Genomic DNA, 12,496 nt, shown 5'->3' with positions numbered 1-12,496 from the left:
AAACAGCATCGTCGAGAGCCTAACACGTGGTTCGCAGCACACCCGATGCGTTGAATGCGGCGATCAAAACACATTCACTCATGCATCTTGCGATTGGCATGGATCGACATAAGCACACCAAACCCGACCAGCAGCGACACCGCCGAGGTACCGCCATAACTCACCATCGGCATCGGCACACCGACGACGGGCAGCATGCCGGCGACCATACCGCCGTTGACGAATACGTAGACGAAAAAGCTCATACCCAGCGCGCCGGCCAGCAGACGCGAATAGGTATCGCGCGCTTCCATGGCGATCCACAGGCAACGGCCGATGATGAAGGCGTAAAGCACAATCAGCCCGATCACGCCGACCAGGCCAAACTCTTCGGAAAACACCGCAAAAATAAAGTCGGTCGTGTGCTCGGGCAGAAAATCCAGTCGCGACTGCGTGCTCTGCTGGAAGCCCTTGCCGTACATGCCACCCGAACCCACGGCGATCTGTGACTGGATGATGTGCCAGCCGTTGCCCAGCGGATCGGATTCGGGATTGAGCAGGGTCAGCACGCGATCGCGCTGGTATTGATGCAGGAAATGCCAGGCCACCGGAATCATGCCGCCCACCGCCGCCACGATCAGGCCCATGCGCCACCACGCCATGCCCGAAAGAAACAGCGCGAACGCACCGGCCGCGGCCACCAGCAGGGCCGTACCGAGATCTGGCTGCTTGACGATCAGGGCCACGGGAACAGCGATCAGCAAGCCGACCACCGCGATGTCTTTCCAGCGCGGCGGCAGTTGGCGCGGATGCAGATACCAGGCGACCATCATCGGCATGGTCAGCTTGAGCAGTTCGGACGGCTGAAAGCGCATCACGCCCAGGTTGAGCCAGCGGTTGGCACCGCGGCCCTCGCCTAGCACCGCGACAATCACCAGAAAGGCAGTGCTGGCCAGATACAGCCACGGCGTCCAGTTACGTAGCACCGATGGCGGAATACGCGAAATCAGCAGCAGCAGCGCAGCGCCCAGTACAAAGCGCGCCGCCTGTCCGCTGACCATGGAAAGGCTGCTGTCGCTGGCGCTGTACAGCGTCACCAATCCGACCATGGCCAGCAGGATCAGCGCCATTGCGAGCGGCAGATCGATGCGTGGCCGGGTGAGGATGCGCCGCAGGAAACGCTGCAGACGTATCGTCATCGTGTCGATCATGGGCCGCCCTCGCTGCTTGAGCTTTCTACCGGCAGGTCTTCCATATCCGGATCAACGGTGCTGCCCGGCGCTGGCAAGGACAGCTCAGGCGGCGCCGTATCCGCCGGCGCCGTCTTGCCCTGTGTCACCAGCCATGCGTCGAATATCTTGCGTACGATCGGGCCTGCATCAGCAGCGCCCCAGGCGCCCGCCTCCAGCATGGCGACGGCCGCAATCTTCGGATCCTCGGCTGGTGTATAGGCCTCGAACCACGCGCGGTGACGTGCCGCGAGATGGGCGTTGCTCTTGTTGGTGTCATAGGCATCGGTCGTTCGCGAAAAGCGCTCGGCCGTGCCGCTTTTGCCGGCGATCACATACGGAAAGCCGGTGAAGATGCCGCCCTTGCTGCCAGTGCCCCCGGTAATCACCGCCCGCATGCCTTCGTCGATCACATTCCAGTCCGCGGGTTTCTGGATCAGCGACGGACCGGTTGGTGGGTTCGCCAGCATCTGCATCTGTGCATCTCCGTTGGCCCGCGTCGCCATCACCAGCCGTGGCTGATAGGGCATGCCATGGCCGGCGAAGGTCGCAACCGCGTGACCCAACTGCAGCGGCGTCACCGCCCAGTAACCCTGACCGATGCCGGCGATCACCGTCTCGCCAGGAAACCAGCCCTGCTTGCTGCGTTTGGCCTTCCATTCGCGTGAGGGAAGAATCCCCTGAGCTTCGCCGATCAGATCAATGCCGGTCTTGCCGCCAAAGCTGAAGCGGCTCATCCAGCCGCTCAAGCGGTCGATGCCCATGTCCAGCGCCAGCCGATAGAAATACGTGTTGGTGGACAATTCGATGGCGCGCACCATGTTGACCGTGCCGTTACCGCCGCGCGTATCATCGCGATAGCAGCGCGTTTGCCCCGGTAAACAGAACTGACCGGTCGACAGCACGGTATCCTGCGGCCGCCGAATACCGTATTCGAGACCGCCCAGTGCCAGGAATGGCTTCACCGTCGACCCCGGCGGATAGGTGCCGGTCAGCGCGCGATCCAGCAAGGGCTTGTCGACCGCCGTGGTCAGCGTCGTATAGTCGGCGCGGCCAATGCCGTTGACGAAAAGATTGGGATCAAAACTCGGCACGGTGACCATTGCCAGCACTTGGCCATTGCGCGGGTCGATCGCCACCGCAGCCCCGGGACGACCGTCGAACGCGGCCACGGCTGCCTTCTGCATGCGCACGTCAATGCTGAGATAGAGATTCTCGCCTGGTGTCGGTGGAATGGTTTTCAGCACTTGCTGGATGCGGCCATCGGCATTCACCTCGTCCAGCTCGTAACCCGGCTTGCCGTGCAGCACGTCTTCGTAATAGCGCTCCAAACCGGTGCGACCGACGTGGCTGGTACCTTTGTATTCATCCGGGTCGAGCCGATCCAGATCGTCGGCGTCGATACGGCTGACATAGCCGACGACATGAGCAAACAGATCGCCCAGCGGATAGTGTCGGGTCAAGTACGGCACCACATCCACGCCGGGAAAGCGCCAGCGGTTCACCGCGAAACGATCGATCTCGTCCTCGGTCAGATGCAGTTTCAACGGTACGCTATCAAAGCGACGACTCTGTGCCTGCTGCTTCTTGAACGCATCCAGATCGTCCTGACCGAGTGGCACCACTTTGCCGAGCTCGGTCAGCAGTGCCTGCATGTCCGGCACCTTGTCAGGCACTACCTCGAGGCGGAACGCCGGTACATTGTCGGCAAGCAGCACGCCGTTGCGGTCGTAGATCAACCCTCGCGCCGGCGGAATCGCCCGTGGCTTGACGCTGTTGTTGGTCGAACGGGTGGCGAACTCGTCGTGATGCGTGACCTGCAAGAAATGGAAGCGGCTCACCAGCAGACCGAAGCTCAGCAGAATCAGCAGAAACCCCACCACGGCACGACGCTGGAACAACGCACTTTCACCACGGGTATCCTTGAACGATCGCCGGATCTTCATTGGCATGGCATCACGGCGGCGGTCATCATTGAATCCGCAAACGCGCGCGCAGATCGTCCAGCAGCAGAAACAGGAACGGCCACAGCGCCGCACCCACGAACGGTGAAATCCACCAGGCCGCTGGCGGCAGCGACGCACCAGCCAGCACGCGCACGACAAGCAGCAGGATGCGATCGTTCAACAGCAGCGCCAGCACGGCAAGCGTCTGTTGCCACATCGGGAAAAAGCGCAGGCGCGAGCGAAAACGCAGCGCGATAAAGACCAGGGCACACAAACGCATCGCCTGCTCGCCCAACACCACGCCATTGAGCAGATCGGCAGCCAGACCCAGCGTAAAAGCCATGCCTAGCGTGACGCGATCCTCAGACTCCAGGCACCAGTACAAAAGGATCAGCGCCGGCCAGTAGGGCTTGAACGGTTCCAGCACGCCAGGCAGCGGCACCAGCATCGACAGCAGCGCGAATACCAATGTGCCGATAAACCACCAGCGGCTCAATCGCTGCCGGCTCATGGCGGGCCCCCGTTGCTATCGGCCGACGCAGGCACGGATGGCTTCTTGACGAAAGCACCCGCCTGACTGGATGACACGGCAGGCGCCGCCTCGGCCGGCGGCGCCAGATCTGTCGGTGGCCCCATCGGCGTTATCGGCGCGGGTGGGCCATCCGGCTCGGCCTGGTCGTGGAGCAGCAACACGTCTTCGCTACGATCGATGTCCGCCGCAGGATCGGCCTGTGCCATCTGAAACATGCCCGTGGCAGACGGCGCCACCGAGCGCACGTCGCCGACCGGAAACCCGGGTGGAAAACGTCCACCCAATCCGGAAGTCAGCAGGTGATCGCCCACGCGCACGTCGGCCGCCAGCGGAATATTCGGCAGGCTCAGCTGACCGCTTTCGCGCGAACCGTAAGCTACCGTGCGCAGGCCGGAGCGCGCGATCACCACGGGAATGGCATGCGAGGGATCGGTTATCAGCATCACCACTGACGTGGTCGGCAATACTTCCTTGATCTGTCCCATCACGCCATGTGCGTCGATCACGGGCTGGCCCGGCTTGACGCCATCGCGCGCGCCAACGTTCAAGGTCAGCTGATAGCGATAGGCACCCAGATCCACGCCGATGACGTGCGCGAGCTGCACGTTGAGTTCGAGGCTATGTTGGGTATCGAGCAACTGTTTCAGGCGCTCGTTCTGTACGGCGACGGCACCCATGCGATTCAACTTGGCATTGGCCAGCAGCAGGTCTTCGCGCAAGCGCTGGTTTTGCTCGGTCAACCGCTGGCGATCGGCGAAAGCCACGCTTGCGGTGCGAATGCCGACCGCCGGCAAGCCGGCAAGGCGATAGACCGGCTCCACTACCATCGACGCGGTGTAGCGCATACGCCACAGCCAGTTATTGCGATGGTCGAGCACCATCAGCACCATGGCCAGCGCGAGATAGAAAATCAGCCGCAGCGTGCCAGCCGCATTGCCAGCAAACAGAGGCGAGGATTCGTCGCGCGCGCGCGCCATGGCCGCCCCTGACTACCGCGTGTTATTCGGGTGCGAAGAAATCGCTGCCGTGCTGATCGATCAGCTCCAGCGCCTTGCCGCCGCCGCGTGCCACGCAAGTCAGCGGATCGTCCGCCACCTGCACGTGCAGCCCGGTCTCTTCCGAAATCAGCCGATCCAGATCGCGCAGCAACGCACCACCGCCGGTGAGCACGATGCCGCGCTCTGCCACGTCCGAGCAGAGTTCCGGCGGGGTCTGTTCCAGGGCGGATTTCACTGCAGCCACGATACCGGCCAGTGGTTCGTGCAGCGCTTCCAGAATCTCGTTGGAGTTGATGGTGAACATCCGCGGCACGCCCTCGGCGAGGTTGCGACCGGAGATCTGGATCTCCTTGACGTCAGCCTGCGGGAACGCACAACCGATTTCCATCTTGATCCGCTCGGCGGTGGATTCGCCGATCAGCGTGCCGTGGTTGCGTCGTACGTAGTTGATGATCGCCTCGTCGAAGCGATCGCCGCCGACGCGTACCGACTGCGAGTACACGATGCCGTTGAGCGAGATCACCGCCACTTCGGAGGTACCGCCACCAATATCCAGCACCATCGCGCCACGCGCCTCGTGCACCGGGATACCGGCACCGATCGCGGCCGCCATGGGCTCCTCGATCAAAAACACATCGCGCGCACCAGCGCCTTCGGCCGATTCCTTGATCGCACGACGCTCGACCTGGGTCGAACCGCAGGGCACGCATACCAGCACGCGCGGGCTCGGACGCAACAGGCGCGACTTGTGCACCTGCTTGATGAAATGCTGCAGCATCGCCTCGGTCATGGTGAAGTCGGCGATGACACCGTCCTTCATCGGACGCACGGTGGCGATGTTGCCTGGCGTACGGCCCAGCATGCGCTTGGCCTCGGTACCGACTGCTGCAATCGTGCGCGGGCCGCCCGGGCCGCGGTCCTGACGGATCGCCACCACCGACGGTTCGTTCAGCACGATGCCCTGACCACGCACATAAATCAGCGTGTTGGCCGTGCCGAGATCGATGGAGATGTCGTTGGAAAAGATCCCGCGAAACTTCTTGAACATGGGTCCGCCGTGGGTCGGCTTGGCTAAAAAGTAAGCTCACCAGTCTAGTCAGCGCGGCCACCTTGCGCAAGAACATTAACGTTAAGAAATCCTTGTACAACACGGCGATAAGTGCGATTCCTGCGCCTTGAAGTGAGTTGTTCACGCACCTGAAGTGTCGCCATTGCAGGCAGATGGCGGTACGATTCCGACCTTTGCCTGCCGAAGCCTGATGGCCCGGTTCCCGTCGTCCGCAGCTGCGGCGTCGTTTCTACGAGCAACACCCACGCTGAGGGGCACCCGCACATCATGTCTGCTGTTATCTGCGGATCGCTGGCCTACGACACCATCATGGTGTTCCAGGATCAGTTCAAGAACCACATCCTGCCCGATCAGGTGCATATCCTTAATGTGTCGTTCCTGGTGCCACGGATGCGGCGGGAATTTGGCGGCTGCGCGGGCAATATTGCCTATAACCTGAAACTGCTCGGCGGTAATCCGCTGCCGGTAGCGGCGGTGGGTCAGGACTTTGCACCCTACCGCGAGCATATGCAGCAGAAGGGCATCTGTCTCGATGGCGTGCGTGTTTTCGACGATCAGTTCACACCGCAGTGCTTCATCACCACGGATCTGGACAACAACCAGATCACCGCCTTTCATCCCGGCGCGATGTCCAGCGCGCAGGAAAATCACGTGAGGGACATCAAGGACATCGACTTCGGCATCGTCGCTCCCGATGGCCGTGAGGCAATGCTGCAGCACGTGGACGAATTCGCAACACGCGGCGTGCCCTTCATCTTCGATCCTGGCCAGGCGATGCCCTTGTTCAACGGCGAAGAATTTCGCACGATGATCGAAAAGGCGACCTACGTGATCGTCAACGATTACGAATCCCAGTTGCTGCAGACGCGCACTGGCTGGAGTGCCGCCGAGATCGCGTCACACGTGACGGCGTACATCGTGACCCACGGCCCACGCGGCTCGGTCATCCATGTAGGCGGTGAGTCGCATCAGATTCCACCGGCGCGCGAGCGCAAGATCGTTGATCCGACGGGTTGCGGCGATGCGTATCGCGCGGGGCTGATCTTCGGCATCATGCGCGGTCTGGACTGGCCGACCGTTGGCCGTATGGCTTCGCTGATGGGTGCGCTCAAGGTTGAACATCCCGGCACGCAGAATCAGAGCTTCACCTACGAAGAATTCGCCGCCGAGTTTGAAGATCAATTCGGTTACGCGTTCGCCTAACGGCGCGTAGCGGGAACACGGACATGAAAAGGCGGTGTATCTCTACACCGCCTTCTCTTTTTCTAACCGTTGTTTTTGTAACGCAACGGGTTCGATCCGCTTTATGCCTTTACCTTGAAGCCCATCGTCGCCTCGACAGCCTGCTTCCAGCCCGCGTAAAGCTTTTCACGTTCCGGCTCCTGCATGGTCGGTTCAAAGCGTTTATCCACCGCCCACATCCGTGCGATTTCCTCGCGGCTGCTCCAGAAACCTGTGGCCAGACCGGCAAGAAAGGCGGCACCCTGGGCTGTGGTTTCCTGCACCTCGGGACGCAGCACGGGAATGTTGAGGATATCCGCCTGGAACTGCGCCATGAAGTCGTTGGCAATCGCGCCACCGTCAGCGCGCAGCTCCTTCAACGATATACCGGAGTCTGTTTCCATCGCCGCCAGTACGTCGCGTGTCTGATACGCCATCGACTCCAGCGCCGCGCGAATAAACTGCTCCTTCGTCGTACCGCGTGACAATCCGAACACCGCACCGCGCACATCGCTGCGCCAGTAAGGCGCGCCAAGACCCACGAACGCCGGCACGAAATAAACGCCATCGTTGTCATGCGCACGCTCGGCGTAGGACTGCGAATCGCTGGCCTTGCCGAGCATGCGCAGGCCGTCGCGCAGCCACTGGATCACCGAACCGGCCACGAAAACACTACCCTCCAGCGCGTATTCGACTTTGCCATCAATGCCCCAGGCGATCGTCGTGAGCAGTCCATTCTTCGAGGTGACTGCCTTCTCGCCGGTGTTCATCAACATGAAGCAGCCGGTGCCATAGGTATTTTTGGCCAGCCCGGGTTCGAAGCAGGCCTGGCCGAAAAGCGCCGCCTGCTGATCACCCGCGACACCGGCAATCGGCACTTCACGACCGAGCAGGTACTGCGGCAAGGTGGTCCCGTACACTTCGCTGGACGAGCGCACTTCGGGCAGCATGGCGCGCGGAACATCGAGCATCTTCAACAGCTCGTCATCCCATTCCTTGGTATGAATGTTGAACATCAACGTGCGCGATGCGTTGGTGTAATCGGTAACGTGCGCCTTGCCGCCAGTGAGGTTCCAGATCAGCCACGTGTCGATGGTGCCGAAGAGCAACTCGCCTTTTTCCGCCTTCTCGCGTGCACCGTCGACGTGATCGAGTATCCACTTCACCTTGGTGCCGGAAAAATAGGCGTCGATCAGCAGGCCGGTTTTCGCGCGAACCATGTCTTCGTAGCCGTCGGCCTGAAGCTGGTCGCATATTTCACGCGTCTGGCGCGACTGCCACACGATCGCGTTGTAGATCGGCTGCCCTGTACCCTTGTCCCACACCACCGCGGTCTCGCGCTGGTTGGTAATACCGATGCCGACGATCGATTCGGCATCGACTTGGGCGTTGTTGATCACCTCGGTCAAGGTCACCAATACACTGGTCAGGATCTCGCGAGGGTTGTGTTCGACCCAACCCGGCTGCGGAAAGATCTGGCTGAATTCACGTTGCGCCATGCCAACGACACGGCCGTCGTGATCGAAAAGCATCGAACGCGAGCTGGTGGTGCCTTGGTCAATAGCCAGGATGTATTGCTTGCTCATGGAACTCGCCTCACATGGTCAGAATGATGAAAACGCCCTTTTGAACTTCTCGACAATTCAAATCAGAGAAGGCTCAGTGGAATATTCAGCCGGGCTTATTTCGGAAGCGCACCGTCGCCTGGGGCCAAGCCGAGGCGATCAGCCTCGGCAGCACGCACGCGTGCTGGCAAGAACGGACGGATAAGGCACTGATAGGCACCACCACCCACTACGCCACCGATCAATGGCCCGACGATCGGAATCCACCAGTAGTTTTCAGGTGATGGAAAGGCTGCGGATTTCCAGCCAGCCAGGTAAGCGAACAGGCGCGGCCCAAAATCACGTGCGGGATTGAGTGCCCATGCTTCCAGGTAACCCATCGACGCGCCGATTGTCGCTACCAGCAAACCGATCATCAGCGCGCCGGAATTGGCCATCGGCGCCATCTCGTTGTACTGCTCGGTGATCGCGAAGATGCCAAACAGCAGGAAGGCGGTGAGTATTATCTGATCAAGCAACGCGTGCATCGGCGTGATCGCCAGACCCGGGTGGGTGAAAAATACGCCAGCTGCCCCGCCCGCTTCGCGAGTGAGCTGGTGCGCTTCGTTGTAGTGATCGATCACCGGGCCAAACAACACATAGACGATGGCGGCGCCGGCGAAGCCTCCCACCACCTGGGCCAGCCAGTAGGGCACCACCTTCTTCCACTCAAAATTGCGGAATATGGCCAAAGTCAGAGTTACTGCCGGGTTCGCATGTGTGCCGGATACCGAGCCGGTAACGTAGATCGCCAACGTTACTGCCAAGCCCCATGCGATACAGACACCCCAATAGGCATTCTGGTAAGGGCTGGGGTCGTAGAGCGTGTACATCGCTGCGACTGAATCGCCAAAGGCGATGATGATGAACATTGCTATTGCTTCAGAAATAAGCTCGCCTGTTAGTTTGCGCATCTCGCTTCACCTTTGATGATTTTCATGGTCCATGGTTGTTGGCACTCTAGGCGCTTGCCCGCATTTCCTCAGGCTAACGTCCACCCTTATCGAGCTGGAACTTTGGCGAGGTATGCGGTCAGACGCGCGACATCATCGGGGCCGACCCGCAAGCCGAGCTTGCTTCGCCGCCAGAGAATGTCTTCAGCCTGAGTCGCCCACTCATGCCTTATCAGGTAATCGACCTCGGCTTGGTAGAGGTCGCTGCCGAAGTGCTCTCCAAGTGCCTCCAGCCCATCAGCCTCGCCGAGCAAATCGCGCGTGCGCGTGCCGTAGTTGTGCACCAGTCGCCAGGCCATCACTTCCGACAGCCACGGGCGGCTTGCACGAACATCATCGAGCAACGCGTCGATGTTGAATTCGCCACCACCTGGCAGCGGAGGCCCCTTGGCCGTCCACGCCGGCTTGGTATTGCCCAGTGCTTCGCCGAGCAAATCGAGTGCCTCCTCGGACAGCTTTCGATAGGTCGTGAGCTTGCCGCCGAAGACATTCAACAACGGCGGACCGCTGCTATCGAGTTCGATGTGGTAATCACGTGTTACTTCGGAGGCGTTACCGCTCTTGTCCTCAAGCAGCGGACGCACACCGCTGTAGCTCCACACCACGTCGGCCGGCGTGAGATTGCGCTTGAAATAGCGATTGGTGGCTTCGCAGAGATAAGCCGTTTCTTCACCATCGATTGTCGGGTGCGACGGATCGGCCTGATATTCGATATCGGTGGTGCCGATGAGGGTAAAGTCGCGTTCATACGGAATGGCAAAAACAATGCGGCGATCAGGCTGCTGGAAGATGTACGCGTAGCGATGGTCATACAGCTTGGGCACGACAATGTGGCTGCCCTTGATCAATCGCAGCGAGTGGCTGTGTTCGATATGGGCTATATCGTCGAGAAATTTGGCTGCCCATGGTCCGGCCGCATTTACCAGTGCGCGAGCGCGAACAGTGCGGCGAACACCACTATCCGACTCGAGCTCGGCGATCCAATCCGTGCCCTCTTTCTTTGCGCTGATGCATCGCGTGTGAGTGAGTATCTCAGCACCGCGTTGTGCCGCATCCATCGCGTTGAGTACCACCAGCCGCGCGTCCTGGACCCAGGCATCGGAGTAGACAAAGCCCACATGAAACTCGTCGCGCAACGGGGTACCGACTACATGTTTGCTGAAACGAATGCGCCGTGAACCGGGTAGCGTACGGCGACCACGACCAAGATGGTCATACAGAAACAACCCGATACGAATCATCCAGGCTGGCCGCAGGTGCGGCTGGTGCGGCAACACGAAACGCAGTGGCCAGATGATGTGTGGCGCAGCGCGGAGCAGCACCTCGCGTTCGGCAAGTGCCTTGCCCACCAGCGCAAACTCGAACTGCTCGAGATAGCGCAGCCCGCCGTGAATCAGCTTGGTGCTGGCACTGGACGTATGCGATGCAAGATCGTCTCGCTCGCACAGCACAACCGACAAGCCGCGACCAACGGCGTCACGCGCGATGCCGGTACCGTTGATACCACCACCGACCACCAGTAAGTCGACCCGCTCCGACATGCACCACTCCGATGACAACAGTTCACGAAGTCGCATGAGCCAGTAACCGGCAGCATGTGCGAAACGGAATACTGTTTATGAAAATAGAAAATGAATTTATGCTTTCGAAACTGGATAAGCTTGATAAAGCTGACTATCGAGCTCTATCGATCATATTCGAACATTTGCAAACAGCGCACGCTGCAGCGCAACGTAGCCATCCTGGCTTTGTCGCCAGCAGCCAGGGCATACGAACCCGCCGGGATGAATATGACCGTGGTTAATCAGCAACGTGCAGATGCGTCCCTGCACTCTCGAGTACGGCCAGTAGTGGTTCGGGCGGTGCGCGGTCGGTAAACCAGGCACCGACGCGTGAAAGCGAACCGAGGCGAACCAGTGCATTGCGTCCGATCTTGCTGTGATCCGCGGCCAGATATACCTGGCGCGAGTGCTCGATGATGGCCTGCGCCACACGCACCTCCTGGAAATCGAAATCCAGCAACGTGCCATCCAGATCGATTCCGGAAATACCGACAATGCCAAAATCCACCTTGAACTGACGAATCAATTCGATCGTCGCTTCACCGGTCACGCCGTGATCGCGCCCACGCACCAAGCCGCCAGCCACAATGACTTCGAACGACGGGTTGTTGCTCAACATGAGCGCCACATTGAGATTGTTGGTGATGATGCGAAGACCCTTGTGGGTCATCAACGCACGCGCGACATCCTCGTTCGTGGTGCCGAGATTGATGAAGAGCGAGGCTTCATCCGGGATGTGTTCGGCAACCAGAGCCGCTATGCGCTGCTTTTCTGCCTGCAAAAGACCTTTGCGAGCGTTGTACGCCAGATTCTCCACGCTCGATGGCAGGCTTACACCACCGTGATAACGCCGCAACAAGCCGGCGTCGCACAGTGTCGAAAGATCTCTGCGTATCGTCTGCGGCGTCACGTCGAAATGTGAAGCCGCCTGCTCGACGGCAACAAAGCCTTCGCGCTGCACGAGAATGATCAATTCTTCCTGACGTCGATTGAGTCGTGGATCCATCGTTTCAGAAGCACCTGCCAGTCGTGCGTGCATGATGACTCGTGAAGTGCGCCATGTCATTCCGGCACAGACGCGGACAAACTTGCAGAGCGGCTACGAAAGGCAGAGATTCGCGCGTCAGAGCGCTTGCAGAACAGAAGCCATGTCGTCCTGAGCCGACGCACAGCCCGTAATTTTTCGAGCACATCAAAAAGAGAGGTGTAAGGCCCCTGGCGGTGACGTGTTGCAGCTCGCGGCCGGCGAGCGCACCGGCACCGGCAAAAAGAAAAACCCCCACCGTTTCCGGTGAGGGTTATTCAGTGTAAGGCCCCTGGCGGTGACCTACTCTTGCATGGCAAAGCCACACTACCATCGGCGCATGCGCGTTTCACTTCTGAGTTCGGGATGGGATCAGGTG

11 protein-coding genes and 1 rRNA gene are annotated in these 12,496 nt (G+C 60.1%); 2 read left to right on the top strand and 10 right to left on the bottom strand.

What is annotated here, in order from left to right; genetic code table 11:
• Positions 1–74: 74 nt before the first annotated feature.
• The 5 genes from rodA to HDE79_RS21060 are packed head-to-tail and all read right to left on the bottom strand — an operon-like array spanning position 75 to position 5,732.
• Positions 75–1,190 (bottom strand): rod shape-determining protein RodA, encoded by a 1,116-nt coding sequence (rodA, locus tag HDE79_RS21080; protein WP_184605100.1) that lies wholly within the window; start codon positions 1,188–1,190, stop codon positions 75–77.
• Positions 1,187–3,154 (bottom strand): penicillin-binding protein 2, encoded by a 1,968-nt coding sequence (gene mrdA, locus HDE79_RS21075; RefSeq protein ID WP_184605151.1) that lies wholly within the window; start codon positions 3,152–3,154, stop codon positions 1,187–1,189. Before mrdA ends, rodA begins: the two co-directional genes overlap by 4 nt.
• Before the next feature lie 25 nt (positions 3,155–3,179).
• The gene (gene mreD / locus HDE79_RS21070; protein ID WP_184605098.1) at positions 3,180–3,665 is read right to left on the bottom strand and encodes a rod shape-determining protein MreD; all 486 of its coding nucleotides are present in this window, start codon (positions 3,663–3,665) and stop codon (positions 3,180–3,182) included.
• Positions 3,662–4,663: a rod shape-determining protein MreC gene (gene mreC, locus HDE79_RS21065; protein WP_184605097.1), complete on the bottom strand. Its 1,002-nt coding sequence runs from the start codon at positions 4,661–4,663 to the stop codon at positions 3,662–3,664. The genes mreD and mreC overlap by 4 nt, the downstream gene beginning before the upstream one ends.
• Positions 4,664–4,685: 22 nt before the next feature.
• Positions 4,686–5,732: a rod shape-determining protein gene (locus HDE79_RS21060; RefSeq protein ID WP_184605095.1), complete on the bottom strand. Its 1,047-nt coding sequence runs from the start codon at positions 5,730–5,732 to the stop codon at positions 4,686–4,688.
• Between the two features lie 288 nt (positions 5,733–6,020).
• On the opposite strand from HDE79_RS21060, the gene HDE79_RS21055 reads away from it, so the two are divergent.
• Positions 6,021–6,956, top strand: a complete 936-nt coding sequence (locus HDE79_RS21055) for a carbohydrate kinase family protein (RefSeq protein WP_184605093.1) — start codon at positions 6,021–6,023, stop codon at positions 6,954–6,956.
• 101 nt (positions 6,957–7,057) lie between these two features.
• Here the strand turns inward: HDE79_RS21055 and glpK are convergent, their stop codons facing one another.
• From glpK to glpD, 3 genes are all read right to left on the bottom strand, one after another.
• Positions 7,058–8,560 carry a glycerol kinase GlpK gene (gene glpK / locus HDE79_RS21050; protein ID WP_184605091.1) on the bottom strand — a complete coding sequence of 501 codons (1,503 nt, stop codon included), beginning with the start codon at positions 8,558–8,560 and terminating at the stop codon, positions 7,058–7,060.
• A 95-nt stretch (positions 8,561–8,655) separates the two neighbouring features.
• Positions 8,656–9,492: an MIP/aquaporin family protein gene (locus HDE79_RS21045; protein ID WP_184605089.1), complete on the bottom strand. Its 837-nt coding sequence runs from the start codon at positions 9,490–9,492 to the stop codon at positions 8,656–8,658.
• An 86-nt stretch (positions 9,493–9,578) separates the two neighbouring features.
• Complete coding sequence (glpD, locus tag HDE79_RS21040; RefSeq protein WP_184605088.1) at positions 9,579–11,072, bottom strand: glycerol-3-phosphate dehydrogenase; 1,494 nt, start codon at positions 11,070–11,072, stop codon at positions 9,579–9,581.
• 77 nt (positions 11,073–11,149) lie between these two features.
• On the opposite strand from glpD, the gene HDE79_RS21035 reads away from it, so the two are divergent.
• Positions 11,150–11,335: a hypothetical protein gene (locus HDE79_RS21035; protein WP_184605086.1), complete on the top strand. Its 186-nt coding sequence runs from the start codon at positions 11,150–11,152 to the stop codon at positions 11,333–11,335.
• Here HDE79_RS21035 and HDE79_RS21030 read toward each other — a convergent pair.
• Together HDE79_RS21030 and rrf are read right to left on the bottom strand one after the other, a co-directional pair.
• Positions 11,332–12,132: a DeoR family transcriptional regulator gene (locus tag HDE79_RS21030; RefSeq protein WP_184605084.1), complete on the bottom strand. Its 801-nt coding sequence runs from the start codon at positions 12,130–12,132 to the stop codon at positions 11,332–11,334. The genes HDE79_RS21035 and HDE79_RS21030 overlap by 4 nt on opposite strands.
• 275 nt (positions 12,133–12,407) lie before the next feature.
• Positions 12,408–12,496 (bottom strand): 5S ribosomal RNA (gene rrf, locus HDE79_RS21025); the annotation flags it as partial.

It is taken from the genome of Rhodanobacter sp. MP1X3 (assembly GCF_014207165.1).
In the GTDB taxonomy this organism is placed as follows: domain Bacteria; phylum Pseudomonadota; class Gammaproteobacteria; order Xanthomonadales; family Rhodanobacteraceae; genus Rhodanobacter.
The sequence above is the reverse complement of the archived record's forward strand: the minus strand, read 5'-3'. Positions and strand labels throughout refer to the sequence as shown.

Coding starts and splice junctions, on each gene's coding strand:
- rodA (WP_184605100.1), bottom strand. CDS start 1,190: ATGATCGACACGATGACGATACGTCTGCAGCGTTTCCTGCGGCGCATC.
- mrdA (WP_184605151.1), bottom strand. CDS start 3,154: ATGAAGATCCGGCGATCGTTCAAGGATACCCGTGGTGAAAGTGCGTTG.
- mreD (WP_184605098.1), bottom strand. CDS start 3,665: ATGAGCCGGCAGCGATTGAGCCGCTGGTGGTTTATCGGCACATTGGTA.
- mreC (WP_184605097.1), bottom strand. CDS start 4,663: ATGGCGCGCGCGCGCGACGAATCCTCGCCTCTGTTTGCTGGCAATGCG.
- HDE79_RS21060 (WP_184605095.1), bottom strand. CDS start 5,732: ATGTTCAAGAAGTTTCGCGGGATCTTTTCCAACGACATCTCCATCGAT.
- HDE79_RS21055 (WP_184605093.1), top strand. CDS start 6,021: ATGTCTGCTGTTATCTGCGGATCGCTGGCCTACGACACCATCATGGTG.
- glpK (WP_184605091.1), bottom strand. CDS start 8,560: ATGAGCAAGCAATACATCCTGGCTATTGACCAAGGCACCACCAGCTCG.
- HDE79_RS21045 (WP_184605089.1), bottom strand. CDS start 9,492: ATGCGCAAACTAACAGGCGAGCTTATTTCTGAAGCAATAGCAATGTTC.
- glpD (WP_184605088.1), bottom strand. CDS start 11,072: ATGTCGGAGCGGGTCGACTTACTGGTGGTCGGTGGTGGTATCAACGGT.
- HDE79_RS21035 (WP_184605086.1), top strand. CDS start 11,150: ATGAAAATAGAAAATGAATTTATGCTTTCGAAACTGGATAAGCTTGAT.
- HDE79_RS21030 (WP_184605084.1), bottom strand. CDS start 12,132: ATGCACGCACGACTGGCAGGTGCTTCTGAAACGATGGATCCACGACTC.